We start from the raw sequence: 26884 nt of genomic DNA, 5'->3' as shown, positions 1-26884 counted from the left end.
GATCAGTGCTCCGTTATACTCTGTCGGATATATTCTCTAATATACTCCCAAACCTTTGGATGCAAGAAGTATCTTACATCTTTCTTTTCATCAAGTGCCTGACGGATAAACGTAGAACTTATTTCAAAGGTAGGCGAATGGACCAGACGGACTGTTTCGGGCAGCCCGTTTTCATTTACCGGGAATCCGGGGCGGGGATAGATAAGAATACGGTTTTCTTTGATGATGCGCTCCGATTGATACCAGCGGTCGAAGCGGGCCCAGTTATCCGAGCCGATAATTAAGTAGAAGTCCCGTTCCGGATAGGTTTCATGTAGCTTTTCCAACGTATGTACGCTGTATGAAGGGCGGGGCAGATGAAACTCGAAGTCTGAAGAGCGGAAGCGGGGATATTCTTCTGTGGCAAGTTCTACTAACCGGAGGCGCAGGTCGTCCGGCCATAGCTCCGTTCCCGCTTTCAGCGGGTTTTGCGGGCTGACCATAAACCAAATTTCGTCCAGTCCTTCATACTCGCAAAGATAGTTGGCCAAGGCCAGATGTCCGATGTGTACCGGATTGAATGACCCGCTGAAGATTCCGGTTTTTAGTTTATTGCTCTCTGCCATTCTCATCTTCTCGTTTTTACTTTTTTCTTCTTGACGCCTTCTTATCTTTCTATTCTTTGTTCTTTTTTTGCTCTTTTGGGTTCTCTTTTAGACTTTCTTTTTCAGCCTTGACTTTCTGTCATCTTCTTGGCTTCCCTTTCCATTCTCAGCTTTTTTCTCCATTTGGGAAAAACGATAGCCTGCCTCACAGCAATTAAGAAAAAGATGCCGGCGGCAATCCAAAAATGCAGATAAAGTGAAAGGATGCCGAACACTATATCTACAATGCCGATAATGCCGCACAGATACATGAATTTTTCGGTCGAACCCTCCTTCTTTTCTATGCTCTCTATTCGTTTTTTCAGAGATTCTTTCATTCCTTATTCAGAAATTCTTTGATAACTTTCAGCGTCTCAGCCTTTGCCGCCTCCAAATCATCATTGACGATGACACGATCAAACTGGGGAGCAAAAGTCATTTCGTATTCTGCCTTTGAGATGCGGCACTCGATAACTTCGGGATCATCCGTACCCCGACCCGTCAGTCGGCAACGGAGTTCTTCGATGGAGGGCGGCTGTACAAAGATGGACAATGCACGGTCACCGTAATACTTTTTGATGTTGCATCCGCCCACTACATCTAAGTCGAATACCACGTTCTGCCCCTTTTCCAACTGCTTTTCCACTTGTTCTTTCAGCGTTCCGTAATACCGATCCTTGTACACTTCTTCGTATTCTAGAAACTCGTTGTTCTCAATGCGGCAACGGAACTCTTCGGGAGTAAGGAAGAAATATTCGACCCCGTGTTTCTCCGTCCCGCGCGGTGGGCGGCTGGTTGCAGAAATGGAGAACGCGAGATTTAAGTTCTGCGTCAGCAGATAGTTGATAATAGTCGATTTGCCCGAACCGGACGGGGCGGAAAAAATAATTAACTTGCCAGTCATTTGTTTAATTGAGAATTGAGAATAGTAAGTTGAAAATTGAAAATGTCGACATTTTCAATTTTCAACTTACTATTAAATAATTACATTACGTTCAGCACCTGTTCCTTGATCTGTTCCAGTTCATCTTTCATTTGCACAACGATTTTCTGCATTTCGGCATGGTTGGACTTGCTGCCAAGCGTATTGATTTCCCGTCCCATTTCCTGAGCGATGAAACCGAGCTTCTTGCCTTGTCCGTTGCCGCTTTCCAGCGTGCTGATGAAATATTTCAGGTGGTTGGTGAGGCGTTGTTTTTCCTCGTTGACATCCAGTTTTTCGATGTAGTAGATCAGTTCTTGTTCCAGCCGATTCTTGTCATAGTCCGTGTTCAGCGTCTTTTCGAGCGCGTCGGTGATACGTTCCTTGACTTTCTCCACCCGTTCTTTTTCGTAAGGAGTTATCTTTTCGAGCAGCAGTGCGATGTTAGCTATCTTTTCGCGGAACTTCTTTTCCAGTGCGGCGCCTTCTTGTTTGCGGAAGTCCACCAGATGACCGATTGCTTCGAGAACGGTGGCACGTACCATTTCCCATTCTTCTTCCGTCAACTCTTGGATTTCAGTCTTAGACATAACGTCCGGCATACGGAGCAACGTCTGAAACCAGTCGGTGGGGACGGGGATGCCAAGATTTTCCGAGATCGCCTGAATCTGTTTGTAGTAGCCTTCCACCAACACTTGGTTGATAGGAGTCGCGCTTTCCGCACTCTCTTTTTTCTCTATCCAGAGGCTGAAGTCCACCTTTCCACGTTCCAGCATTTTGGAGATTTCGTTGCGGATTTCGATCTCTTTTTCACGATAAGCCGGAGCGATGCGAGTGGAAAGATCCATTGCTTTGCTGTTGAGCGACTTGATTTCTACGTTTATCTTTTTATCTGGAAGTTCGGCCGTAGCTTTGCCGTATCCTGTCATCGACTGTATCATATACTTAAAGTTTTGTGCAAAAGTACACGAATATTTTAAGAATTGGAAATAATCATGTAAATTTGCGACAATTTAATAAGCTGATTTTTATGTCGTGTATACTGAATATTGAAACCTCTACCACTGTTTGCTCGGTAGCGGCAAGTCAAGACGGACAGACGATTTTTGTGAAAGAAGACTTGAAGGGCCCTTCACACGCCGTGTCTTTGGGAGTATTTGTTGATGAAGCGTTGTCGTTCATTGATAGTCATGCCATACCTTTGGATGCAGTTGCAGTGAGTTGCGGTCCGGGATCATACACAGGATTGCGGATTGGAGTTTCGATGGCAAAAGGCATTTGTTACGGACGGAATGTACCCTTGATCGGTCTTCCTACGCTCGAAGTGCTGAGTGTGCCCGTGTTGCTGTATCACGATTTGCCGGAAGATGCGTTGCTCTGCCCGATGCTCGATGCCCGCCGTATGGAAGTGTACGCTGCCGTTTACGACCGTGCATTGAACGTGAAGCGTGCTATCGCCGCCGATATTGTCGATGAGAATTCCTATCTGGAGTTTCTGAACGAAGCGCCCGTTTATTTCTACGGAAATGGAGCCGCCAAGTGTCGTGAGAAGATTACGCATCCGAATGCGCATTTTATCGATGACATCCATCCGTTGGCGAAGATGATGTATCCGCTGGCAGAAAAAGCAGTTGCCAGGGAAGACTATAAAGACGTGGCCTACTTCGAACCTTTCTATTTGAAAGAATTTGTAGCCTCGTTGCCGAAGAAGTCGCTTCTTGAATAACGCACTTCGGTAGAATAAAGTGCCTCAGTAAGTGAACCGCCTTTGGCGGGAAACAGTGATTAGTGAGTGACCGTCGTCCTCCGACTTTTAATTTTTAATTTCAAAACTTTTAATTTAAAAGATGCAATACAATACCCAGCAGAAAAGAATGCCGCTTCCCGAGTACGGCCGCAGCATACAGAACATGGTAGATTATGCGTTGACCATTCAGGACCGTGCCGAGCGTCAGCGTTGTGCTAACACAATTATCAACATTATGGGAAATATGTTCCCCCATTTGCGTGATGTGCCCGATTTCAAGCATAAACTTTGGGATCACCTGGCCATCATGTCCGGTTTTGAGCTGGATATTGACTATCCCTACGAAATCATCCGCGAAGACAACCTGGTGACCAAGCCGGAACCGATCCCATATTCTACTACCCGCATGCGCTACCGCCACTACGGACACACGCTGGAAGTGCTGATCAAGAAAGCCTGCGAACTTCCCGAAGGAAACGACAAGAGAAATCTGACAGCCATGATCTGCAACCACATGAAGAAAGACTACATGGCATGGAACAAAGATACCGTAGACGATCGCAAAATTGCGGAAGACCTCTACGAACTTTCCGGCGGCAAACTACAACTGACAGACGACATCATCCGACTGATGGCAGAACGCCTGAACCAGAACTACCGCCCAAAGGTGAACTACAATAATAATCGGAATAATAATCCGCGGAGAAGATATTAAAAGGTAATAAGTAATAGGTAATAAGTAATAGCATAGCTGCGTTCGGCGTGTTGCGTGTATTGAGAATCTTACTTATTATTACCTATTACTTGTTATTTATTACTTGTTATTTATTACCTATTACTTAAAATAAATGGCTTCATTTGTAATTGAAGGAGGACATCGGCTTAGCGGGGAAATTCATCCGCAAGGAGCCAAAAACGAAGTTTTGCAGATTATCTGTGCCACGTTGCTGACTGCTGAAAAAGTGACGGTGAACAATATACCTGACATTCTGGATGTCAACAATCTGATTCAGCTTATGCGGGAGATGGGAGTAACGGTTGCAAAGGAAGGCGTTGGTACCTATAGTTTTAAGGCGGAGAACGTCGATCTGGCTTATTTGGAGAGTGATGAGTTTTTGAAGAAGTGTTCAAGCCTTCGGGGGTCGGTGATGCTGATCGGTCCGATGGTGGCACGTTTCGGGAAGGCGTTGATCTCGAAGCCGGGCGGAGATAAGATCGGTCGCCGTCGTCTGGACACCCACTTTGTGGGGATTCAGAATTTGGGAGCTGACTTCCGTTATGATGAGTCGCGGGGCATCTATGAGATAACGGCCGACAGGCTTCAAGGCAGCTATATGCTGCTTGATGAAGCGTCCGTGACCGGTACAGCCAACATTCTGATGGCTGCCGTACTGGCAAAAGGTACTACCACCATTTACAATGCCGCCTGCGAACCCTACTTGCAGCAGCTCTGCCGTATGCTCAACCGGATGGGAGCAAAGATCAGCGGCATCGCTTCCAATCTGCTCACCATCGAGGGCGTGGAAGAATTGCACGGCACACAGCATACCGTATTGCCCGACATGATTGAAGTCGGGAGCTTCATCGGCATGGCTGCCATGACCAAAAGCGAAATAACCATTAAAAACGTTTCCTACGAGAACCTCGGCATCATCCCCGAAAGTTTCCGCCGGTTGGGCATCAAACTGGAGCAGAGGGGAGACGATATCTACGTCCCCGCACAGGAAACATACGAAATAGAATCATTCATCGACGGCTCCATCATGACCATTGCCGACGCCCCCTGGCCGGGACTGACACCCGACTTGCTGAGCGTGATGCTTGTAGTGGCCACCCAAGCCAAAGGAAGCGTACTGATCCATCAGAAGATGTTCGAAAGCCGCCTGTTCTTTGTAGACAAGCTCATCGACATGGGGGCTCAGATCATCCTTTGCGACCCTCACCGTGCCGTAGTAATCGGACACAACCACGGCTTCAAGCTGCGCGGCGCCCGACTGACTTCGCCCGATATCCGTGCAGGAATCGCCCTTCTCATCGCCGCCATGAGCGCCGAAGGAACCAGCACGATCAGCAATATCGAACAGATAGACCGTGGCTACCAGAACATCGAAGGACGACTTAACGCCATCGGAGCCAGAATCACTCGAATATGATAAAGAAAGAAGAAGTATATAAAATCGGACTATTCAACAAGCCGCACGGCATTCACGGCGAGTTGCAGTTTACCTTCACGGACGACATCTTCGACCGTGTGGACTGCGATTATCTGATCTGTTTGCTCGACGGTATTTTCGTACCGTTTTTCATCGAAGAATACCGTTTCCGTTCGGACTCCACCGCACTGGTGAAGCTCGAAGGCATAGATACGGCGGAACGCGCGCGTATGTTCACCAACGTCGAAGTCTACTTCCCGGTGAAGCACGCGGAAGAGGCAGAAGACGGCGAACTGTCGTGGAACTTCTTCGTCGGTTTCCGCATGGAAGACGTTCGTCACGGCGAGCTGGGCGAAGTGGTCGAAGTGGATACCGCGACGGTGAATACCCTTTTTGTGGTCGAACAGGAGGACGGAGAAGAACTCCTCGTCCCTGCACAGGAAGAATTTATAGTGGAGATCAATCAGGAAAAGAAGCTCATCACAGTCGAGCTTCCTGAAGGATTGTTGAATTTGGAAGATTTGGAGGAAGATTAATAATTAATAAAGATGCCAAGAAAACGGAGTAAAGCATTTTGGAACAATTTCAAGTTCAAGTATAAACTCACCATTATCAATGAGAATACGCTTGAAGAAATCGTGGGGCTTCGGGTATCCAAGCTGAACGGGCTTTCGGTGCTGTTGTCCGTGCTGGCGGTGCTTTTTCTGATTGCCGCCTGCATCATTGCCTTCACCCCTTTGCGCAATTACCTCCCCGGATATATGAACAGTGAAGTCCGCAGTCAGATCGTGGACAACGCGCTCCGTGTGGATTCCTTGCAGGAACTGCTCAACAGGCAGAACCTCTACATCATGAACATACAGGATATTTTCAGCGGAAAAGTGCCCATAGACAGCGTGCAGACGCTCGACTCGCTGACCGCCGCCCGCGAAGACACCCTGATGGAACGTACCAGACGTGAAGAGGAATTTCGCCGCCAATACGAAGAAAATGAAAAATATAATCTGACTACGATCGTTTCGCAGCCGGATGTCAACGGACTGATCCTGTATCGTCCGACCCGTGGAATGGTTTCCGACCATTTCAACACCGATAAGAAACACTTTGGAACGGATATTGCTGCCAACCCCAACGAAAGCGTGCTGGCAACTATGGACGGCACCGTCTTTCTGAGCACCTACACCGCCGAAACCGGTTACGTGATAGGCGTACAGCACAGTCAGGATTTCGTCTCGATCTACAAGCACTGCGGCTCGCTGCTGAAAAAAGAAGGCGACCGCGTGAAAGGAGGCGAAGCCATCGCACTGGTGGGAAACAGCGGAACGCTCAGCACAGGGCCGCATCTCCACTTCGAACTGTGGTACAAGGGACATCCTGTCAATCCGGAGAAGTACATCGTGTTTTAAAGCCAATGACGAGAAGTGGGATATACGATTATAAGTGACAAGTGACAGAGGAATTAGATAATAATGGATTCAGAAAAGAAGAATAAGAAGAAACAAATAGCTATTTTAGGCTCTACGGGCTCTATCGGGACGCAGGCGTTGCAGGTGATCGAAGAACACCCCGACCTCTACGAAGCCTATGCCCTGACGGCCAACAACCGGGTAGAACTGCTGATTGCACAGGCACGCAAGTTCCAGCCGGAAGTGGTGGTGATAGCCAACGAAGAAAAGTACGCCCAACTGAAGGAAGCGCTGAGCGACCTTCCGATCAAAGTATATGCCGGAATCGACGCGGTCTGCCAGATCGTGGAAGCCGGACCGGTGGATATGGTGCTGACGGCAATGGTGGGCTATGCCGGACTGAAGCCGACGATCAACGCCATCCGTGCCAAGAAAGCCATTGCGCTTGCCAATAAGGAGACGCTTGTGGTGGCGGGAGAACTGATCAACCAGCTGGCACAGCAATACCGCACTCCCATTTTGCCGGTGGACTCTGAACACTCGGCAGTTTTCCAGTGTTTAGCTGGAGAAGTCGGGAACCCGATTGAGAAGGTGATACTGACCGCTTCCGGCGGTCCGTTTCGGACCTGCACGCTGGAGCAGCTGAAGTCCGTCACCAAGACACAGGCATTGAAACATCCCAACTGGGAGATGGGAGCCAAGATCACCATTGACTCCGCATCCATGATGAACAAAGGCTTTGAGGTCATCGAAGCGAAATGGCTGTTCGGCGTGCAGCCCAGCCAGATCGAGGTGGTGGTGCATCCGCAGTCGGTCATTCATTCCATGGTGCAGTTTGAGGACGGTGCCGTCAAGGCACAGCTAGGCATGCCGGATATGCGTCTGCCCATCCAGTATGCGTTCTCGTATCCCGACCGTATCTGCTCTTCTTTCGACAGGCTCGACTTCACCCAGTGCACGAACCTGACGTTCGAGCAACCGGATACGAAACGTTTCCGCAACCTTGCCTTGGCTTATGAGGCGATGTATCGGGGCGGAAATATGCCTTGCATCGTCAATGCCGCCAACGAAGTAGTGGTAGCCGCTTTCCTCCGGGACGGCATCAGCTTCCTCGGCATGAGCGACGTGATCGAAAAGACGATGGAACGTGCCGCATTTGTAGCCGCTCCTACTTACGACGACTATGTGGCTACCGACGCCGAAGCGCGGAGAATAGCTGCGGAATTGATTCCGTGATAGCACTGGAGCTGATTTCGTGAACAATGAAAAATATAAATAAGTAATATAAATTAGAAAGCGCCTCGGTTTTCCTCTTATGAGCAGAGGGTTTGGATGAGGCTTTAAATTGTAAATAGACTATATGGAAACATTTTTAATTCGTGCCCTGCAACTGATAATGAGCTTATCCTTGCTCGTTATTATCCATGAAGGCGGGCATTTCCTTTTTGCCCGGTTGTTCAAGGTGCGTGTAGAAAAATTCTGCTTGTTCTTTGACCCGTGGTTTACCTTGTTCAAGTTCAAACCCAAGAGAAGTGATACGGAGTATGCAGTAGGATGGCTGCCGCTGGGCGGTTACGTCAAGATAGCCGGAATGATAGACGAGTCGATGGACACCGAACAGATGAAACAGCCTGAGCAACCTTGGGAGTTCCGTTCCAAGCCGGCTTGGCAGCGCCTTCTGATCATGGTGGGCGGTGTGCTGTTCAACTTCCTGTTGGCGCTCTTTATTTATTCAATGATTCTTTTCGCTTGGGGCGACCAGTATATAAAGGTCCAAGAAGCTCCCCTCGGTATGGACTTCAACGAAACGGCAAAAGCGGTCGGTTTTCAGGATGGCGACATCCTTTTGTCTGCCGACAATGTGCCTTTCGTGCGTTATGACGGCGATATGCTGAGTCAGATTGCCGATGCCCGTGAGGTATCAGTGCTTCGTGACGGCAAGAAAGCCTCCGTCTACATTCCCGAAGACATGATGCAGCGCCTGATGGTGGACAGCGTTCGTTTTGCTTCTTTCCGTTTTCCGTATGTGATTGACAGCGTGATGGTTAATTCTCCCGCTGCGCAGGCAGGCATCCTGCCGGGCGACAGTATCATCGCATTGGACGGGAAACCCATCTCCTTCTCTGATTTCAAGCAGACGATGGCGGAACGCAAGAAAAACGCCGAAGCACTTCTGAAAGACAGCATCGACCCTCGTCTGATCACGCTGACGTATGTGCGTGGCGGTGTGACCGATACGACTTCCCTGCGCGTGGATTCCGCTTATCTGATGGGCGTAGTTGCCAGTCTGACAACGGATCGTCTGCTGCCTATGGTGAAGAAGGAATACACATTCTTTGAATCTTTCCCCGCAGGCGTCTCTCTGGGTGTGAAGACATTGAAAGGATACGTCGGCAACATGAAATATCTCTTCTCGAAAGAAGGAGCCAAACAGTTGGGCGGCTTCGGCACTATCGGAAGCATTTTCCCTGCTACGTGGGACTGGCACCAGTTCTGGTACATGACCGCTTTCCTTTCCATCATCCTTGCCTTCATGAACATTCTTCCGATCCCCGCATTGGACGGCGGACACGTGCTCTTCCTCTTCTACGAGATGATAGCCCGTCGTAAACCGAGTGACAAGTTTATGGAGTACGCTCAGATGACCGGTATGGTGCTTCTGTTCGGCTTGCTGATCTGGGCAAACTTCAATGATATATTGAGGTTCTTCTTCTAAGCAGGGACCGGCAAGGCATACACATCCGTCCTCCCGCGTGCAGACCGGAAGTTGTCAGAACAGCAATCCCGGCGACAGCGGACTGCTGGCGGATAAAAGGAGGATGCCGGCGATGAAGCAATGTATATTGCTGAAATACAGTAAAATAGAACGTACTATTTATCATATATAGAAACGGCGCTTTAACACTACGTTAAAGCGCCGTTTCTATATACGATAAATGCCTTAGTCTGCCAACGATGATACGCCCTTTCTCCTTTGGGCTCTCTGGATGCCCGGAGACGAATGTTAAATCATTAACATTCTCTTCTCCCGTTCCAAGTCCGTCGCATCCAGTTTGGGGGAGGGCACGGTGCACGTTTTAATGAAGTCGCCTTCCTGACAGGTATAATTGTAATACACTTCCAGTTCCGGCGTTAATTCCGCTTTCGGCACCAGTCTGCCTTCCATTGCCAGAAACTCATTGACGTCCGTGCTGTCCGACTGTTTCACGAGTACGATTCGCCTTGCTATCGGGTTATGATTGTAGTCCAGACAGAGATACAGCCCTTTCAGCATATGGGGAAATTCGTAGTGCGGAAGTTGCAGGTAAATGGTGACCAGAGCGAACTGCGGCAAGTCCCTTTCGTTAAACATCAGATAGGAGTTCTGATGATTGCTGATGATGCCTCCTCCCCAGTGCACTGACTTATAAGCGTTTATCATACCGACCTTGACATATTCGCTGTTTTCGGAAGTGCAGATCAGGTACGGCTCTATCTTCAGACTGTCGGTAGAAGAGGAGAGGCTGTAGCTGAGATACATTCCGCTGTAGTTGAAAATCTCCTGCACCGAGTCCTTCATCTCCTTTCCCAGCAGTTTGACTAATGGGTTGCCGCTTTCCGCTTCGCTTTGCTGTTCGGGCTCCATTTCGAGCAGCAACAGTTTCATCGAGCTTACATTGTTTAATAAGCGCTTTTTGGAGACGTTGTTGACCAGTGCCAGCGCTTCGTCCAGTGCTTCGTCCGGTGTGCGTGTTTTCAGCAGGTCGATGTAGGCGGGGAGTACGCTGGAGTATAAGGCGGACAATACGCTGGGTGCCATATCCACCCGGTCCGCTATTTCTTTCATCTTCACTCCGTTGTTGCGCAAGTATTCAATTCGCTTGTATATTTCTGTCAGTTCGTTCATGATTTTGGGGACTGTAAAATTGATTTCGTTGCAAAGGAATGACTAATGTATTATGAATATATTGCATGAATATTACATTAATATTACACCCCGCCGGAATGCGAATATATACGATATGATTCATTGAAATTCATTTTTTCACTCGTCCGGCCCCCCTACTTTTGCACCGGAAACAAAAAAATGACGAATCATGAATTTCAAAGAAAAACTGTCGCCCTCGGCTCAAAAGAAACTTTCCGACTTGCTCTTTATCCTCTATGCGGGAGGAGCGGCACTGCTGTCATACTCATTGGTTTATGCGCTTCGCAAACCGTTCACTGCCGCCACATTCGACGGCATGGAACTGTTTGGCATGGACTATAAGATAGCGACCAGCATCATCCAGATTTTCGGATACATGGTATCCAAATTCATCGGGATCAAACTTATTTCAGAACTGAAGAGAGAAGGCCGCCTGAAATTCATTCTTGTCTCCATTTTGGTTGCCGAGCTCTCTTTGGTTCTTTTCGGATGCCTGCCCCGTCCGTTCAATGTGCTGGCGCTGTTCTTCAACGGCCTGTCCTTGGGATGTATGTGGGGAGTGATTTTCAGCTTCCTCGAAGGAAGGCGGGTGACGGACTTGCTGGCTTCCCTGTTCGGACTGAGCATTGCGGTGAGCAGCGGAACGGTGAAATCAATCGGGCTCTTCGTAGTGAATACGCTCAACGTGAGCGAATTTTGGATGCCTGCGCTCATCGGTGCGGTGGCATTGCCCCTGCTGGCAACGCTGGGCTATATCCTCGACCACCTTCCCCGACCGACAGCCGAAGATAAGGCGCTGCGTGTGGAACGTGTGACGCTCGACAAACGGCAGCGTTGGGAACTGTTCCGCAACTTTGCCCCCGTGCTGACGCTGCTTTTCTTTGCCAATCTCTTCCTGACCGTGCTTCAGGATGTGAAGGAAGATTTTCTGGTGAAGATTGTCGATGTGAATGCCGCAGGCTTCTCCTCGTGGATATTTGCCAAAGTGGACGGTGTGGTCACGCTGATTATTTTAGCGGTTTTTGCTTCCCTTGCACTGGTCAAGAGTCATGTGAAGGTGTTATCCATCCTGCTCACGCTGGTTATTGCCGGAGCATTTACACTCAGCTTTGTCGCGTTCAATTATGAGACGTTGCAGCTTTCTCCGCTGGCGTGGCTGTTCATTCAGAGCCTCTGCCTTTACTTCTCGTATCTGAGTTTTCAGACGATCTTCTTCGACCGGTTCATTGCCTGTTTCCGCATCAGGGGGAATGTCGGTTTCTTTATTGCGATGATCGATTCCATCGGATATACGGGTACGGTGCTGGTGCTGCTTTTCAAAGAATGTTTCAATCCGGATTTGGACTGGCTGGAGTTTTATAACACGATGGCGGGGACAGTCGGAATTGTTTGTTGCACGGCATTTACGCTCTCTTTGCTGTATATGATACAGCGTTATCGAAAAGGAAAACGACAGGAAGAGGTGATGGATAAAGAGCTTGCTACGGGCTTGATTCCTGTTACCGAGCCTGCTGTACAGTCGTTCAGAGCGCAGCGGGGAATCTGAGAAAAAGAACTTAAATAGAACTGAATCAATAAATTACTTATGTTTCTTAAGTATTCTGCATAGCTTCTCCTCCTTTTGGAAGGAGGAGTCCCCGTAGGGGGAGGTGGTAGGTGTATGCACAAGTATGTTGTATACACAGATAGGCGCACCTACCACCCTGGCTTTCAGCCACCCCTCCTTTCCGGAAGGAGGGGAAACCATACGGGATACAAGTACATGCGAAACTTATATAAATTATATAAAGCAAGAATGAAAAAGATTAAATGTATTATTATGGATTGGGCGGGTACAGCTGTCGATTACGGATGTTTTGCTCCTGTTGCCGCTTTTATAGAAGCATTTGCGGAAAAAGGGCTGGTGATTGACGTCGTACAGACCCGCAAACCGATGGGATTGCCGAAAATTCAGCATATCCGTGAACTGCTCTCGATGCCCGAAGTGAATGAACAGTTTGTTGCCCGCAATCAGCGTGCATGGACCGAAGAAGACGTGGCAGAGCTGAACCGTCTTTTCGAAAAACACCTGTTTGCTTCGCTCGAAAATTATACCGATCCTATTCCGGGTGTCATCCCGACATTGGAAAAGTTGCGTGCCGAAGGACTTAAAATCGGCTCCACTACCGGATATACCCGTGAGATGATGGATGTCGTTCTTCCGGCTGCACAGGCAAAAGGCTACCGAGTGGATTATTGCGCTACTCCGAATCTGCTTCCTTCCGGTCGCCCGGCCCCTTACATGATCTTTGAGAATCTGACGAAACTGGCGATTCCCAGCCTTGACGCAGTGGTGAAAGTAGGAGATACGATTGCTGATATTAAGGAAGGCGTCAACGCCAAAGTGTGGAGTGTAGGCGTCATTCTCGGAAGTAACGAGATGGCATTGACTGAAGAAGAAACGAAGTCGATGCCCGTCGATGAATTGGAAGCCCGCATAGCGGAAGTGAAAGAACGGATGCTGGCCGCAGGCGCTTCTTACGTCATCCGCACAATCGAGGAATTGCCCGCATTGATTGATCAGATTAATGCCGACAGATAAGTTTAAAAAGAACATCATTTATTTTAAAAGGAACTTCATTATGAAACCATATTTATTATTAACTCCCGGACCGCTAACCACTTCAACCACTGTAAAAGAAGCCATGATGACCGACTGGTGTACATGGGATGAAGATTACAACCTCGGCATTGTAGAGGAACTGCGCAAAGAACTTGTCTCCCTTGCCACCGCAATGACAGAAGATTACACCTCAATCCTTTTGCAAGGCAGCGGCACTTACTGCGTGGAAGCTGTACTCGGTGCAACGATCACTCCCAAAGATAAACTCTTGATTTGCAGCAACGGAGCATACGGAGACCGTATGGGAAATATTGCCGAATATTATCATCTCGATTACGATATGCTGGCTTTTGAAGAAACGGAGCAGGTATCTGTAGAATATGTCGATGACTATCTGAGCCACAACTCGGATGTGACTCATGTTGCCTTCGTGCATTGTGAAACGACTACCGGCATTCTGAACCCGATCAAAGAACTGTCTCACATCGTCAAGATGCACGGCAAAAAACTGATTGTTGACTGTATGAGCAGCTTTGGCGGCATTCCGGTGGATGTAAACGATTTGGGAATTGATTTTCTGATCAGCAGTTCCAATAAATGTATTCAAGGTGTGCCCGGCTTCGGCTTTATCATCGCCCGTCGCTCGGAGCTGATGCGCTGCAAAGGAGTTGCCCGCTCGCTTTCTCTGGACATCTACGATCAATGGGAAACCATGGAAAAAGGACACGGCAAATGGCGTTTCACCTCGCCTACTCACGTGGTTCGTGCCTTCAAACAGGCTTTGACGGAACTGATCGAAGAGGGCGGAGTAGAGGCTCGCTACCGCCGTTATTGCGAAAATCACCGCATCTTGGTGGAAGGCATGCGCTCTCTCGGTTTTGTCACTCTGCTCGATGATAGCTTGCAGTCACCGATCATCACTTCTTTCCTCTATCCGCATGACGGTTTTGACTTTAAGGCTTTCTATTTGGCGCTGAAGAGCAAAGGCTTTGTCATCTATCCGGGAAAGATTTCGAAGGCAGATACGTTCCGCATCGGAAATATCGGTGATGTGCATCCGGATGACTTCCGCCGCTTGGTAGAAGTAATTCGTGAGACGGAATATTAATCTGTATATATCAATAAGACTGTCTGTTATCCGGAACCTAGTGAGAGATTTTCTCTTTGTGTGTATGTGGGAGGAGATTTTTCGCTTCGCTCCCGATGACAGATCGTTTAGTTCGTCATAAGTCATTTATTTCTGTCCGTTATGACAGAAATTTCTGTTCGTCATGACTGATTCGTTTCTCTTTTCAGCGTAGACGGTTGCGACAATCGCAGACTGCTGACAATCGCCGCCACAACAGCAAACCCACTTCCGACCATGAGGCAGACCGCCGTACTCCGGTCGTGCACGACAAAACTGAAAAGCAACGCTACCAACGTAGTACCGAACGTTTGTCCCAGCAACCGTGCCATTCCCAGCATTCCACTTGCACCGCCCGAACGTTTCGTGGGGGCGGAAGAGATAATCGTACTGTTATTGGGCGTCTGAAACAACCCGAAACCGGCTCCGCAAAGCATCAGACGAAGAATTATACTGATATCGGACGACTCGGCAGTAAGCCCCGAAAGTGAAAAAAGTCCGACGGCAAACAAGGTCATCCCGATACTTCCCAATATCCCCGGATGAATGCGTTCCACCAGATAACCTGCCAACGGTGCCGTCACAAGAGTCGCCAATGGCCACGGAGTCAGCAGCAATCCTGTCATGACCTCGCTGTGACCCAACGTATTCTGAAGGAAAAACGGGAGAGATACCATGGCCGCCATCTGAGCGATAAACGAACAGATAGACGTCAGAATCGAAAGCCGGAAAATAGGTATCCGCAATAAGTCCAGCGGCAGCAACGGAGTCGTCTGAGTCAGCTGCCTCCGTACGTAAAACGTTCCTACGATGGCCAATATGATCAATTGCAGCACAAGGAAATCCATTTCCTCATGATGCGCGAATCCGTCCAGCGTATAAATCAGTAACCCGAATGTGACCGCATTGGCTATCGCACTCACGAAGTCAAACTTCCGCTTCGACCGCTCTTCCTGTCTCGGCAAATGCTTGATACCCAGCAGCAGTGCCGTAATCCCCAGCGGTACATTGATGGCAAACAGCCAGTGCCAGCTGGCTATCGAAAGTATGCCGCTTGCCACCGACGGACCGGCAGCCGCAGATATCGCTACTACCATCGCATTGATTCCCATTCCCCGCCCGATCTGGCTTTTCGGGTATACGTAGCGCAACTGCGCCGTATTCACACTTGTGATGGCCGACGCACTGAATCCCTGAAAGATGCGTGCAATCGTCAGCGTCCAGAATGAATCGGACAAGGCACAAATCAGCGAAGTGATGCAAAACAGACCAATGCCCGACAGGAACACTTTCCGATAACCGATAATCTCTCCCAAAGAAGAGAAAGACAGCAGCGAAACAACGATAGCCAACTGATAACCGTTTATAATCCATGTAGTTACAGCAGGCGAAGTTCCGAAATCGTGCGAAAGCGTAGGGAGTACGATGTTGATAATATTCACGTCGAGCACCGACATACAAAGTGCAAATCCGATGGAAACCACCGCCCAGATACGTCTCGGCATTGGCAGTCCATCGGTTTCATCTATAGAAGTGGTATTATTGGCTTGTATCATAAAAAAAACTTATTCTTGTAGAACCTTATTTTGTCTGTAAATGTAAACAAAACAAAGAAGTACGTGTTTCAATCTTCTTTGAAATATAAGTTTTTTTAGCGCAGGAGACAATGCTCGCAGCAGTTCGCAGTAGACCACGCCCACAGCAGTTCGTAGCAGACCACGCCCACAGCTGTAGCTCCCCCCCCACTAGACTAATACAAAACCTCCCCCACCATTATTACCTATAACCTATTACTTATTACCTATTCTCAATATCCTCTGATTGCTGCTTCCCCGAAATTCCAGATAAGGCGAAAAGAGCGCCTGTTCGAAACGCCCGTCCACCAGCACATCTATGTAGTCGAGCACAGCCTTCAAACGCGGATTAGCCAGAATCTCTTCGTACGTATATCCCGTATAGCACCAGATATTCAGCCCCGTTTCCTCCTTTACCCTTTTGGCAAAAAGCAGGAAAGCCTCCGGATTATAAAACGGATCTCCTCCCGAAAAAGTAACCCCGTCCAGCAATGGATTGGCTTTAATCTCCCGAATGATCGATTGAATCCTTTCCTCCGTCAGCAGTTCTCCCGCCCGCGGATTCCAGCTCTCCGGATTGTGACAGCCGGCGCAGTGATGAGAACACCCCGCAAGATAAATCGAATACCGGATGCCTTCACCGTCAACAATCGTTTCGGGATAAGTCGATAATAAGTGGAGAACTGAAAGTGGAGAATTGAGAGTGTTCATCTTAAAATAAAAATTAAAGTTTCGCATGTGCTGTATCCCGCGTGGATTCCCCTCCTTCCGAGAAGGAGGGGTGCCCAAAGGGCGGGGTGGTAGGTAGAGAAAAGGTATATTCCTTATTTAAAAAGGTAGACTCATTGTTTTTCCTACCACCTCCCCCTACGGGGACTCCTCCTTCCAGAAGGAGGAGAATCCATGCGGAAACAACTTACGAAACTTCAGTAAAAAATAAATGAGTGTCTTTCAACTTCTACAAGTGCTTCACACGATCCTTTTCTTCCGCCCGTTTGGCAGAGTTCCAGGAGCTGAGGTCACCTGTCAGGTATCCGGTGATACGACGCATACGTAAGATGTTTTCGCTCTGGCATACCGGACATTTATCGAAGATAACTCCTTTGTATCCACAGTTGTGGCAGGTATCCACCGGGTGATTGATGGAGCCGTAGCCGATGCCCTCGTCGTGCATGACCTTCACGATTTTCGCGATGGCACGTACATTCTTCTGAGCTTCCCCGTCCAGTTCCACATACGTAATGTGTCCACCGCGGGTGATAGCGTGGAAAGGAGCTTCGCGCCTGATCTTTTCGGTGATGCTGATCGGTTCCTTCACATCCACATGGAAGGAATTGACGTAGTAGTCGCGGTCTGTCACTCCGGGGATTTTGCCGTATTTCCGGCGGTCTATCTTGGTGAAACGTCCCGAAAGTCCTTCGGCAGGCGTGGCAAGTACGGAATAATTCAGGTTATATTTCTCTTTATATTCGTCTACCACTTTGTTCATTTCCATTACAGCTTCGTACAACGTGTCCCATGCCTTCTGACTGTGTCCGTGACCTTCTCCGTAAAGTGCCACCATTGCATTGTGTCCGCCGATAAAGCCGATGCCCAGCGTACCGCTGCGTAACGCATCGCCCACTTGCTCGTTCGGATTCAGTGCGCCGCCGCCTTTCCATACGTCATTTCCCATCATGAAGGGGAACTGGCGTGCCAGTGCGGTGCGTTGATACTGGTAGCGCTCGTACAGCTGATCGGCTACAAGAGTCGCCATATTGTGTACCGATTCTATGAAAATTTCTTTCGCTTTCTGTTCGATGGCATCCTTGTTGCGTTCGCCTTCAATCAGATTTTCCGCCTTGATGCGTGCCTCGATGGCGAGACGCGGCATGTTCAGCGTGGTGAATGAAAGATTTCCGCGTCCCAAAGATGATTTTTCTCCTGCCACATTCTCAAATACACGGGTGCGGCATCCCATCGTAGCCAACTCGTAGATATATCGTTTCGGATCGTCCGCTTTCCATTTCTCGTTCTTGTTGAAAGGCGTGTCCAGGAACATGAAGTTCGGGAAAAGCGCTTTCGATGTAGTCTGACAAGCTCTTAGCAGCAGATCGAAGTTCGGAGCTTCGTAAGTTCCCCGCATGGCGTCTTCGATGTTTTCCGCACCCATCGCTTTCTCGAAGTCCTTTTCGGAGTAAGAAACTCCGTCCTTTACTTTGAATATCTGGATCGGGAATACGGGGACTTCGCCACGTGTTCCGAGTCCTTCGATGGTGGCTTTCAGCAGTTCCTCGATCACGAGGCGGCCTTCGGCGGAAGTATCCGTTCCGTAGTTGATGGAGCTGAATACCACTTGGTTACCTCCACGGGAATGCATGGTGTTCAGGTTGTGGATAAATCCTTCCATTGCCTGATGCGTATCCTTCTTTGTCTGCTGGTACGCTTTCTCTGCGATGCGTGTCAGGTGTTCCTTGTCAATAATGATTTGCAGGGCTATCAGGGCGATGCGCAATGTCTCGCGTTCTGCTTCGGTCGATTTGATAGAAGGCAGATGTTCCTTGATTAAGGTACGGATTGCTTTCTCGTCCGCCTGTGTTCCGTTTTCCATCGCCACGTAGAAATTGATGAACGAAGCCAGATGTTTGCGGAAAGACTTTGCCACCCCTTTTGCCATGAAGAAGTCGAAGGCGGGGATTGCCTGTCCGCCGTGCTGCTCGTTCTGGTTGGTCTGGAAGATGATGGTGGCAAGCGTAGCATAACTTTGGATGCTTTGCGGCGTGCGGATGCTGCCGTTCTTGGTGCGGAAGCCACGTTCAAAGAGATCGTCCATGTCATATTGGATGCAGGTGGTCGTCTTTGTAGGGTAATAATCGAGGTCGTGAATATGGATATCGCCCAACTGGTGCGCTTCGGCAAAACGTTTCGGCAACAGATATTTATAGGTGTAGTCTTTGGTGACTTCCGATGCGAATGTCATCATTTGTCCGGCAGGCGTGTGGCTGCTCATGTTGGCGTTGCTCAGGTTCACGTCGTTCTTGTCGATGGCGACGATGCCGTCCATTACGTGCTTCATCTGGGTTTTCTTGTCCCGCTCCGTGTTCCGCCATTCGCGGTAGATGATGTACTTCTTGGCCACTTCGGGGCGTACCTTCATCAATGCCTTTTCTACTAAATCCTGAATTTCCTCCACGGTGATCGTGGGGGTAGTGAACTGACTGATTACACTCATCGTGACGTCAGCAATCAGTTGCTGCTCGTCCTGAATCCCTGTCGCACTGAATGCTTTACCGATCGCATTCTTGATCTTACTGATAGAGAAATCTTCTCTTTTACCATCCCGTTTGATGATACAAATTTCCGCGTAGTTCATAACTTTAACTCCCGAAAGTGATTAATAATATGTTTATTTGACTCCGGCAGGTCTTCTGACTTATCCCTCCCCCGCAGCGCCTTCCCACATCTGCCGATGCAGTGACATAGTGTGCGGATTCACAGAGAATTACAGCAGCGGGTACTGTCGCCGATTTGCACAGCGTTCCCTCATTGACTAAACCTCTTTTTAGTTCCGAAACCGGATACAAAGATAAAGGATATTGTGATAGCTTGGATAGGATTTAACATTAAATTTTGGGGAAACTTTTCTTTCTGCCTGATACAGAAAGTTTTCCGTTTTGGAAAACTTTTAAGTTTTGTTTTTAGAAAAAGTTTCAGCTTTCTTCTCTTTTAGAGTGTTCGGACGATCTGCTTTTTACTCTCTTCTCTTCTTTGTTTTTTGATAAATCAGTGATGCATAGCGCTCAAAATAGGAATCGAGAGTTTGCATACGTTCGGCGTTATTCATTTCTTTCCATGTCGGAAATGACTGGCAAAGAATCTCTACTGCGAGACTGTCTTGCTGGTCTTTCAGCGGGATGATTCCTTCTGAATTTTGAATGCATATATTTCCTTTTTCATCTGTTCCGCAATAAGGATGATGATCCCAAAGAGAAACGTCACGCCATACTTGTATCCCCTTTTTTTTGTGTTGGAAGATTCTATATTCTATGGGTAGTACTGTAAGAGAATCTACACAAGTATAAAAGGTCAGCATTACCATTTTCTTGTTTGGATTGAACATACATAAATTCAGAGGACGCGTTTTGATGCTCATCTTTTGATAATCGTGTTGCATGATCGCAATGCTATCCGGCAATTTCTGTTGGTAGCGCTCAATGAGTTCTTTGATTTGCGGACGCAGTTTGCGGGGAATGTAATAGCTGTTGTGTCCGAAATTGTTTTCATCAATGAACGTATATTGTTTACTGCTGATGTAGTATCCGCTTCTTTCGTCTTTATCGTTTTTTATGTCTATGAAGATACCTTTTTGGGTAAAATTGGGATAAGAGGATCTGTGAAGTGGCTTGGTTCCTTTAAATACCCAATTCAGCTTTTCCATATCTTCTTTTTGTAATGGGGTACTTTTCTGGTCAGCGAGTCTTTCTGAGGTCAGAAACATATACGAGAAAGCAGAATAAACGTTTGCGGCGTCCTGCTCATCAATTGTCGGTACATTTTTGATGATACCTTGTGCTTTTGTCTCCTGCGAAGTTATTAAGCATCCGACCCACAAACAGATTGATAATAGAAGTTTTCTCATAAATATTTTATAGCAACGGTTTTTGTTGTTACGTCAGTTAAGCGTGTAAATTTATGAAATAAATCTGAATGTGCGGTCTTTTTTATTTTATATTATCTGGCTACAACTACCTCAATGTCGTAATTGATGAAAAGTCCGCTTTCAATAACGCCCGTGATTGTTTTCAGCTGTTCTTCCAGCAAAGCGTCAATATAATGGAAACGGGTGTCGAGGATAAAGTTTCCGTTTTCTGTCAAAATAGGACCGTCTTTTCCGTGGGCGGGACGTAGTGATATTTCGGAGGCCCTCAGTCGGTACAGTTCTTTTTCGACGTATGACAGTGCATGCGGGAACACCTCTATCGGTATGGGGAATTTGCTTCCCAAGGTATTGACAAGTTTGCTGGGATCGACGATAATGAAGGTTTTTCCGCTGCTTCTGATCAGCAGCTTTTCTTGGAACATGGCTCCGCCACGTCCTTTTATCAGGTTGTGGTCGGGGTCTACCTCATCCGCTCCGTCGAATGTCCAGTCGGGGCGTTTGTCCCAAAGGGTGGTCTGTGGGATGCCCAGTTGTATGCAAGTCATGGAGATTTCCTGGGAGGCGGGAATCACTTCCAGATGCAGGTATTCTTCATGAATCCGCTTTGCCAGCTCAAACAAAGTGAGGTAGACAGTGGAACCGGAGCCGGCTCCTATCACGTCGCCTGCTTTGGCTGTGGTGGCGATCTCACGTGCCACACGTTCTTTCGCTTCTCTGTTGATAATTTCATTCGACCATTGGAGGTCTTTGATCAGGTGATTTTCCCAGTTCATGGTTCTTGCAGTTTTAGAGTCTCTGTCTATATAACGAATGAAAGGGAGTGTTTGGTTCAACAAAAACGGAAGAATTAAAAAATAGATGGATGATTGCTTGGAATATAATATTTAATATCTATATTTGTAACCTAAAGGTTTCTTTTTGGAACCTATGGGTGAAATATAAAGATAAGAATATGGACTAAATTCTATGATTATGGAAAATATTACGATTGAGAAAATGGAGATTAAAAGGTTTAATGCTCTTTTAGTGCGGACGATTGTCGGTATGTTGTTTATGGGAGTATTAATGTGGGAGACATTTTGTCTTGATACTGGCAGAAAGGGATTTTTGGGAGAGACATGGTATATATTTGCATTTGCAGTTTTGCTGTATGTCGTTGTAGCGATAAGAGCTTCTGATATTTTAGAGAGAATAAAGAAAGATAAGAAATTAATGGGAGCATTAGATAGTGAAATATATTCGGACTATAATTCTAAGGCTTTGACAGCGGGCTTTTATGCGGCTATGCAAATGGGATTATTAGTTTATTGCTTTGGAGATTTTTTTAATCTCTCGGTACGTATGGGTGCTCTGGTTATAGTGGTGGTAGCTATGCTTTTCTCAGAAATAAGAAGATTGCTCCTGTATAACCCTTATAAAGATGGAAAATAAAGAACTACTCAATAAAATAAAGGTTTACAGGGCGATGAAGAATATCAGCCAGGAAGAACTGGCTGTAGCCATTGGTGTGACCCGAAAGACGATCAATACGGTAGAGACCGGAAAGTTTATTCCCTCTACCATTCTTGCGCTGAGGATAGCACGTTATTTCGGGGTTCCGGTGGAAGAAATTTTTGTGTTGAATGATGAAGCATCGTATTGAAATGATGAACTCTGCCTGACGATTTTCTTTTACTTACAATATCAGCCAGATCGCTATGATATGCCCTATGCTTCCTCCCAGACAGAACAGATGGAACGTAGCGTGCATATATGGTTTGCGCAGCGAATAGAACACTGCCCCGATGATATACGAAGCTCCCCCGCCTATCAGCCACCAAAAAGCCGGACCGGCTCCCATCTCTGCTAGATGATCCATCAAAGGCTTCATAGCTACGAGAATGCAGGCTCCCATAGCTATATAACAAATGGTTTCCAGGTTACTGTGTTCTTTCAGTTTCTTGAAACTCAGTATAAAACCGACAATAGCCGACAGCCAGACAAAAGAGAAAATTCCCCATCCCCAACCGCCTGCGTGCCTCATGACGAGCAGTGTAAACGGGGTGTACGTCCCCGCAATGTGCAGATAGATCGCTCCGTGATCGAATTTGCGAAGCAATTCCTTCAGCTTACCCGGACGGCTGCCGTGATACCAGGTGGAGCTGACATAAGAAGACAGCATGCCAAACAGATAGACGGATACACAAGCTACCGCCCACTTCGGTTCGACACCCGCCGCCGCTTTCGCGAGCAGGACATATCCGGCTATGACTCCAAGCAGTATACCTGCCCCGTGACTGAGCGTGTTCGCCCATTCTTCGACGTTATTGTATCTTTTATTTTCCAATGTTTCCTTTCGGCTTTGGTTAGCGCCGCAAAGGTACACTTTTATTTTTTCTTGAAAGCCAGAGTGATTTTCTTTTTAATAGGTTGGGTTTTCTTTCTAAACCAGTTTTCCTTCGATGAAGGTGGAGCTGATTCGCGTTCAGCTTTGATTGATTTTATCAAAAACTCTTTCATCTGATTGGCTGGTGGGTATATCCATACAAATTCAGAGTCTCTATAACTTTTGTCAGCTTCCGAAAGAAAACTCCAATCTTCCGTGTCAAAGTTATAAAACCCAAGATTGGTTTCTCCATGTTCGTCACAAGTCAGTACTATGACTGAAAACTCTTCTTCCTCATGTCTGGGAAGTTCTGTCTTTTTGTATATCTTCATATTCTCTTTAATATAATTATGTTATTAAATTGTTTTGCTACTTGTTTTCGGAAATCGAGGAATGACGCAAGTTGGCTGACGCTTTCTTTCAGTGTCGGATTGCGTTCGTTGGAGTAATAAGGTATCTGGATGTCGGCATACGCCGTTGCGGAGGTGTCCGGTGCGTAAGCGGTCATGGTGAGCTCTTCCTTGGAGGTTTTTTCATACTTCAGATTCGGTTTGATCGTGTTACCGGACTGCTGTGAAAAGGTAGTCGATAGCAAGCATAACAGAAATGTTGAGAATATGAATAGTCTTTTCATATTGAGTGTGTTTTGTCTTCTCCGACAAAGATAAAAAAAATAGAGAAAGGTGTGTCTCCTTTCTCTATTTTTATTTCAGTTATGTGGATAAAAGATTATACCAGGTGTCCGATCCACTCTTCACGGTCGCCCGGAAGGAGGTCGATGACGGGAACTTCTACCATGGTGTAGCATCCCGGTTGCTGCTTCATGGAAGCGCGTGCCACGCACACAAGTACCTGTGCGGTCAGTGCCGGATTGTTGATGCGCATATTGAACTCGAACAGCTGATTTTGCGTTTTACCGGAAACTCCCTTGCGAGTCAGATTTACACCGTGTCCCATATCGAGCAGTGCGTCTACGCTGGGCACAAGTTTTACATGGGTCTCGTCGTTCACGAAGTAAGGGTCTGCCTTGATGGCTGCGGCTACTTCTTCAAACTTGTATCCGTCTTTCAGTTCGATGTATACCATGCGGCGGTGGATTCCCGTTCCGGTAGGGATCGTCATGGAGAGGGCGGCTTTCACTCCGTCGATCGCTTTCACGGCTACGGTGTGCCCCATACTCATGCCGGGACCGAAGTTGGTGTAAGTGATGCCTTTCGGAGCGATTGCTTCGAGCATGGTGCGTACGATCGAGTCGCTTCCCGGGTCCCATCCTGCGGAGATGATGGATACGGCTTTGTGCTCTTTGGCGGTGGCATCCAGCGTGCGGCGTAGGTCAACGATGCCTGTGTGGATGTCGAAGCTGTCTACTGTGTTGATTCCCATTGCCAAATATTCTTTCGCGTATTTCTCAACGCTGCGGGTCGGCGTGCAGAGGATGGCCACTTCCACTCCTTCCAGCTCTTTGATATCTTTGACTACTGCATAGTTTGCCAACTCTTCCGGCTTGTTCTCTGCTCCTGCACGACGAACTACTCCGGCTATTTCGAAATCAGGCGCTGCCTGTAGCGCTTCAAGTACATAGTGTCCGATATTGCCGTAACCGACAATGGCTGCTCTTACTTTTTTCATTCTTTTATTGGTTTTATATGAACATTTTTCTTTAATTCTGCCACAAAAGTAAACAAATTACTAGGAAGTTTTGTTTACTGCCTGCATTATTTTTAATTTTTTCACCTCTGACTGCGAGGCGGAAATGTTGCGAAAGTCTTTTCATCTGTGGTGAATTTGTCTTATCTTTGCAAGGTATATGATAGAATATGTAAAAGGCGAACTTGCCGAACTTAGTCCGGCAACCGCAGTAATCGACTGTAACGGGGTAGGCTATGCCGCCAACATATCCCTGAATACTTATTCGGCTATTCAGGGAAAGAAAAACTGTAAGTTATATATCTATGAAGCTATTCGGGAGGACGCGTATGTGCTCTATGGATTTGCCGACAAGCAGGAGCGGGAGATTTTCCTGCTGCTCATTTCCGTGTCGGGTATCGGAGGCAATACGGCGCGTATGATTCTCTCCGCCCTTTCGCCTGCCGAACTGGTGAATGTGATCAGCACCGAAAATGCGAACTTGCTGAAAACGGTGAAGGGGATCGGACTGAAAACAGCGCAGCGTGTCATTGTCGACCTGAAAGACAAGATAAAGACGATGGGAGCCACCGTGGCAGGAGGAAGCGCTTCTGCCGGAATGCTGCTGCAATCTGCCAGCGTGGAAGTGCAGGAGGAAGCGGTAGCCGCTCTGACTATGCTTGGCTTTGCCGCCGCCCCTTCGCAGAAAGTGGTGCTGGCTATCCTGAAGGAAGAACCGGATGCTCCGGTGGAGAAAGTAATAAAACTGGCTTTGAAAAGACTGTAGAATAGGTAATAAGTAATAGGTAATAGGGCGTGGAGAAACTAAAACAAGCAACAGAATAATAATGAAACAAGGGAAAATTTATATGAAAGCATGGCTGGATCTTCATGGCCGTGCAAAGGTGTTGGCGACGGATCACTGGTATCTTGAATTTGCCAATCTTTTATTGCCTGTCATCAGCGAATCTTATTTATATAAGTCGGAGACGCAGGAAAGCCAGAATCAGGTGACTCTGATGCTGACTCTTTATCTGGAAGACTGTGTGACGGACGGAGGTAACTGGCGCCAGTTTATCCGTTGGCATAAAAGAAATTACGGACGTTACCTGCCGTTTTATGAATTGTCGGAAGGTTATCTCATCGACGAGATCAATAAAGAGGATATCGCTTTTTTGCTGTGGGGAATTAACTCACCGGTAGGCGATGACTTTGACGGTGTGGAGAATCCCTTGGATGCGGACTTGCTGGAGTTTGCCGATGTGATTTATGCGCAGCTGGAGGATGTTTTCGAGAAAGCGCCTATCAGTGACGGACTTGCCGGAGACTGGCTGATGGAATCGGAGTTGATGGAGAAGCAGCGGACTGCTTTGCCTGTTGCCTCGCCGGGCGATCAGTTGCCCGTGAATGTGGAGCGCTTCCTGAAAGCGAGTGGTGGCGAGCCGTTGATGTTCTTCGATTCGTATGAGGCTTTGAAACTGTTCTTTGTGCAGGCCCTGCAATGGGAGGACGAAGAAGATGCTCTGTTGCCCGACTTGAAGGAGTTTTCGGATTTCGTGATGTATGCTAATCCGAAAGGTTTGCTGATAGGTCCGGATGTAGCCCGTTACTTTGCCGACAAACGGAATCCGCTGTATAATGCGGAAATAGCTGAGGAAGAAGCGTACGAACTTTTCTGCGAGGAAGGGCTGTGCCCGTTCGATCTGCTGAAGTACGGCATGGAACATGACCTGCTGCCGGAAGCGCAATTCCCTTTCGAGAACGGAAAAGAGCTGCTGCACGAAAACTGGGACTTTATTGCCCGCTGGTTTTTGGGTGAGTATTACGAAGGAGAATGATGCTTTGTTAAGTTATGCCAATCAAAAAAAGTAACAATCCGTTTGCCGGAAAGGCGAAGCCCGCTGCCGGAAAAAAGAAAGGGACGGGGAAACGGATAGGTAAGTCAAAGGTGGAAAAGGCTAATAATCAGTTGAATAGGAGAGTGAAATAAGCCTTTGGAGACTGCGCCCTTTCTACCTGTCAGGCTACGCCGTTTTATGTAGGCAGGCTACGCCGTTTTAGGATGCTGGTTTACGCCGTTTCTCCAAAGTAAAAGGGTGCGAGCAAGAAAACAATGCTGCGTCTCTTTAAAGTTGGAATGAAATATCATTACTATTTGTGCCTAATGATAAGTGGAGAACAGTCTCTTGAATTG

General features: G+C 47.6%; 29 protein-coding genes and 1 riboswitch. Of the genes, 15 read left to right on the top strand and 14 right to left on the bottom strand.

Going from position 1 to position 26884, the window contains the following annotated elements; translation table 11 throughout:
• Nucleotides 1–2: 2 nt before the first annotated feature.
• The 4 genes from nadD to ACHLI0_RS08120 form a co-directional block, all read right to left on the bottom strand.
• Complete coding sequence (gene nadD, locus ACHLI0_RS08135) at nucleotides 3–611, bottom strand: nicotinate (nicotinamide) nucleotide adenylyltransferase (RefSeq protein ID WP_490748854.1); 609 nt, start codon at nucleotides 609–611, stop codon at nucleotides 3–5.
• Between the two features lie 95 nt (nucleotides 612–706).
• Nucleotides 707–961: a hypothetical protein gene (locus ACHLI0_RS08130; RefSeq protein ID WP_008761101.1), complete on the bottom strand. Its 255-nt coding sequence runs from the start codon at nucleotides 959–961 to the stop codon at nucleotides 707–709.
• Nucleotides 958–1527, bottom strand: a complete 570-nt coding sequence (gene gmk, locus ACHLI0_RS08125; RefSeq protein WP_490748853.1) for a guanylate kinase — start codon at nucleotides 1525–1527, stop codon at nucleotides 958–960. The genes ACHLI0_RS08130 and gmk overlap by 4 nt, the downstream gene beginning before the upstream one ends.
• 80 nt (nucleotides 1528–1607) lie before the next feature.
• On the bottom strand, nucleotides 1608–2486 hold the full coding sequence (locus ACHLI0_RS08120; RefSeq protein ID WP_055220118.1) for a YicC/YloC family endoribonuclease: 879 nt from the start codon (nucleotides 2484–2486) through the stop codon (nucleotides 1608–1610).
• Nucleotides 2487–2575: 89 nt separating this feature from the next.
• Between ACHLI0_RS08120 and tsaB the strand changes: the two genes are divergently transcribed.
• The 7 genes from tsaB (at nucleotide 2576) to rseP (ending at nucleotide 9567) form a co-directional block, all read left to right on the top strand.
• Nucleotides 2576–3271, top strand: coding sequence for a tRNA (adenosine(37)-N6)-threonylcarbamoyltransferase complex dimerization subunit type 1 TsaB (tsaB, locus tag ACHLI0_RS08115; RefSeq protein ID WP_008766373.1), 696 nt, complete (start codon nucleotides 2576–2578; stop codon nucleotides 3269–3271).
• Between the two features lie 121 nt (nucleotides 3272–3392).
• A complete protein-coding gene (locus ACHLI0_RS08110; protein WP_008761105.1) occupies nucleotides 3393–4007 on the top strand; it encodes a DUF4290 domain-containing protein in 615 nt (204 codons plus the stop codon).
• Between the two features lie 133 nt (nucleotides 4008–4140).
• Nucleotides 4141–5445 (top strand): UDP-N-acetylglucosamine 1-carboxyvinyltransferase, encoded by a 1305-nt coding sequence (gene murA, locus ACHLI0_RS08105; protein WP_490748852.1) that lies wholly within the window; start codon nucleotides 4141–4143, stop codon nucleotides 5443–5445.
• Entirely contained in the window at nucleotides 5442–5981 is a 540-nt protein-coding gene (gene rimM, locus ACHLI0_RS08100) for a ribosome maturation factor RimM (RefSeq protein WP_008761107.1), read from the top strand. The genes murA and rimM overlap by 4 nt, the downstream gene beginning before the upstream one ends.
• A gap of 12 nt (nucleotides 5982–5993) precedes the next feature.
• Nucleotides 5994–6851 carry a M23 family metallopeptidase gene (locus ACHLI0_RS08095; RefSeq protein ID WP_008766371.1) on the top strand — a complete coding sequence of 286 codons (858 nt, stop codon included), beginning with the start codon at nucleotides 5994–5996 and terminating at the stop codon, nucleotides 6849–6851.
• 63 nt (nucleotides 6852–6914) lie between these two features.
• Nucleotides 6915–8087: a 1-deoxy-D-xylulose-5-phosphate reductoisomerase gene (locus ACHLI0_RS08090; protein WP_074856225.1), complete on the top strand. Its 1173-nt coding sequence runs from the start codon at nucleotides 6915–6917 to the stop codon at nucleotides 8085–8087.
• A 124-nt stretch (nucleotides 8088–8211) separates the two neighbouring features.
• The gene (gene rseP / locus ACHLI0_RS08085; RefSeq protein ID WP_258973329.1) at nucleotides 8212–9567 is read left to right on the top strand and encodes an RIP metalloprotease RseP; all 1356 of its coding nucleotides are present in this window, start codon (nucleotides 8212–8214) and stop codon (nucleotides 9565–9567) included.
• A gap of 288 nt (nucleotides 9568–9855) precedes the next feature.
• Here rseP and ACHLI0_RS08080 read toward each other — a convergent pair whose 3' ends face one another.
• A complete protein-coding gene (locus ACHLI0_RS08080) occupies nucleotides 9856–10737 on the bottom strand; it encodes a hypothetical protein (RefSeq protein WP_258973328.1) in 882 nt (293 codons plus the stop codon).
• A gap of 190 nt (nucleotides 10738–10927) precedes the next feature.
• On the opposite strand from ACHLI0_RS08080, the gene ACHLI0_RS08075 reads away from it, so the two are divergent.
• From ACHLI0_RS08075 to ACHLI0_RS08065, 3 genes are all read left to right on the top strand, one after another.
• The gene (locus tag ACHLI0_RS08075; RefSeq protein ID WP_490748851.1) at nucleotides 10928–12304 is read left to right on the top strand and encodes a DUF5690 family protein; all 1377 of its coding nucleotides are present in this window, start codon (nucleotides 10928–10930) and stop codon (nucleotides 12302–12304) included.
• A gap of 249 nt (nucleotides 12305–12553) precedes the next feature.
• Nucleotides 12554–13339, top strand: a complete 786-nt coding sequence (gene phnX, locus ACHLI0_RS08070) for a phosphonoacetaldehyde hydrolase (protein ID WP_016269590.1) — start codon at nucleotides 12554–12556, stop codon at nucleotides 13337–13339.
• Between the two features lie 40 nt (nucleotides 13340–13379).
• The gene (locus ACHLI0_RS08065) at nucleotides 13380–14468 is read left to right on the top strand and encodes a 2-aminoethylphosphonate--pyruvate transaminase (RefSeq protein ID WP_016269591.1); all 1089 of its coding nucleotides are present in this window, start codon (nucleotides 13380–13382) and stop codon (nucleotides 14466–14468) included.
• Nucleotides 14469–14629: 161 nt separating this feature from the next.
• Here ACHLI0_RS08065 and ACHLI0_RS08060 read toward each other — a convergent pair whose 3' ends face one another.
• The 5 genes from ACHLI0_RS08060 to rpiA all read right to left on the bottom strand — a co-directional run bounded on the left by ACHLI0_RS08060 (nucleotide 14630) and on the right by rpiA (nucleotide 21472).
• On the bottom strand, nucleotides 14630–16042 hold the full coding sequence (locus ACHLI0_RS08060) for an MFS transporter (RefSeq protein ID WP_234119558.1): 1413 nt from the start codon (nucleotides 16040–16042) through the stop codon (nucleotides 14630–14632).
• 234 nt (nucleotides 16043–16276) lie between these two features.
• Nucleotides 16277–16771 carry an anaerobic ribonucleoside-triphosphate reductase activating protein gene (nrdG, locus tag ACHLI0_RS08055; protein ID WP_490748850.1) on the bottom strand — a complete coding sequence of 165 codons (495 nt, stop codon included), beginning with the start codon at nucleotides 16769–16771 and terminating at the stop codon, nucleotides 16277–16279.
• Between the two features lie 247 nt (nucleotides 16772–17018).
• Nucleotides 17019–19412, bottom strand: a complete 2394-nt coding sequence (locus ACHLI0_RS08050; RefSeq protein ID WP_234119560.1) for an anaerobic ribonucleoside triphosphate reductase — start codon at nucleotides 19410–19412, stop codon at nucleotides 17019–17021.
• A 28-nt stretch (nucleotides 19413–19440) separates the two neighbouring features.
• A riboswitch (cobalamin riboswitch) is annotated at nucleotides 19441–19627 on the bottom strand.
• A 163-nt stretch (nucleotides 19628–19790) separates the two neighbouring features.
• Nucleotides 19791–20678 carry a hypothetical protein gene (locus ACHLI0_RS08045; RefSeq protein WP_490748849.1) on the bottom strand — a complete coding sequence of 296 codons (888 nt, stop codon included), beginning with the start codon at nucleotides 20676–20678 and terminating at the stop codon, nucleotides 19791–19793.
• Nucleotides 20679–20770: 92 nt separating this feature from the next.
• Nucleotides 20771–21472 carry a ribose 5-phosphate isomerase A gene (rpiA, locus tag ACHLI0_RS08040; RefSeq protein WP_490748848.1) on the bottom strand — a complete coding sequence of 234 codons (702 nt, stop codon included), beginning with the start codon at nucleotides 21470–21472 and terminating at the stop codon, nucleotides 20771–20773.
• 199 nt (nucleotides 21473–21671) lie between these two features.
• Between rpiA and ACHLI0_RS08035 the strand changes: the two genes are divergently transcribed.
• Both ACHLI0_RS08035 and ACHLI0_RS08030 read left to right on the top strand, forming a co-directional pair.
• Nucleotides 21672–22130: a hypothetical protein gene (locus ACHLI0_RS08035; protein ID WP_225679702.1), complete on the top strand. Its 459-nt coding sequence runs from the start codon at nucleotides 21672–21674 to the stop codon at nucleotides 22128–22130.
• Nucleotides 22120–22341 (top strand): helix-turn-helix transcriptional regulator, encoded by a 222-nt coding sequence (locus ACHLI0_RS08030; protein ID WP_022470134.1) that lies wholly within the window; start codon nucleotides 22120–22122, stop codon nucleotides 22339–22341. Before ACHLI0_RS08035 ends, ACHLI0_RS08030 begins: the two co-directional genes overlap by 11 nt.
• 33 nt (nucleotides 22342–22374) lie before the next feature.
• On the opposite strand, the gene trhA is transcribed toward ACHLI0_RS08030, so the two are convergent.
• The 4 genes from trhA to ACHLI0_RS08010 form a co-directional block, all read right to left on the bottom strand.
• Entirely contained in the window at nucleotides 22375–23025 is a 651-nt protein-coding gene (gene trhA / locus ACHLI0_RS08025) for a PAQR family membrane homeostasis protein TrhA (RefSeq protein WP_055220289.1), read from the bottom strand.
• A gap of 41 nt (nucleotides 23026–23066) precedes the next feature.
• A complete protein-coding gene (locus ACHLI0_RS08020) occupies nucleotides 23067–23396 on the bottom strand; it encodes a hypothetical protein (protein ID WP_055220141.1) in 330 nt (109 codons plus the stop codon).
• A complete protein-coding gene (locus tag ACHLI0_RS08015) occupies nucleotides 23393–23698 on the bottom strand; it encodes a hypothetical protein (protein ID WP_055220143.1) in 306 nt (101 codons plus the stop codon). The genes ACHLI0_RS08020 and ACHLI0_RS08015 overlap by 4 nt, the downstream gene beginning before the upstream one ends.
• A gap of 95 nt (nucleotides 23699–23793) precedes the next feature.
• On the bottom strand, nucleotides 23794–24693 hold the full coding sequence (locus tag ACHLI0_RS08010) for a diaminopimelate dehydrogenase (RefSeq protein ID WP_008761129.1): 900 nt from the start codon (nucleotides 24691–24693) through the stop codon (nucleotides 23794–23796).
• Nucleotides 24694–24871: 178 nt separating this feature from the next.
• On the opposite strand from ACHLI0_RS08010, the gene ruvA reads away from it, so the two are divergent.
• From ruvA to ACHLI0_RS07995, 3 genes are all read left to right on the top strand, one after another.
• Nucleotides 24872–25477 carry a Holliday junction branch migration protein RuvA gene (ruvA, locus tag ACHLI0_RS08005; RefSeq protein WP_055220148.1) on the top strand — a complete coding sequence of 202 codons (606 nt, stop codon included), beginning with the start codon at nucleotides 24872–24874 and terminating at the stop codon, nucleotides 25475–25477.
• Nucleotides 25478–25538: 61 nt separating this feature from the next.
• Nucleotides 25539–26528, top strand: coding sequence for a DUF3843 family protein (locus tag ACHLI0_RS08000; protein WP_414202935.1), 990 nt, complete (start codon nucleotides 25539–25541; stop codon nucleotides 26526–26528).
• Between the two features lie 14 nt (nucleotides 26529–26542).
• Complete coding sequence (locus ACHLI0_RS07995) at nucleotides 26543–26680, top strand: hypothetical protein (RefSeq protein ID WP_008766350.1); 138 nt, start codon at nucleotides 26543–26545, stop codon at nucleotides 26678–26680.
• Nucleotides 26681–26884: the final 204 nt, after the last annotated feature.

Source organism: Bacteroides sp. RCH18, from assembly GCF_058231005.1.
The sequence above is the reverse complement of the archived record's forward strand: the minus strand, read 5'-3'. Positions and strand labels throughout refer to the sequence as shown.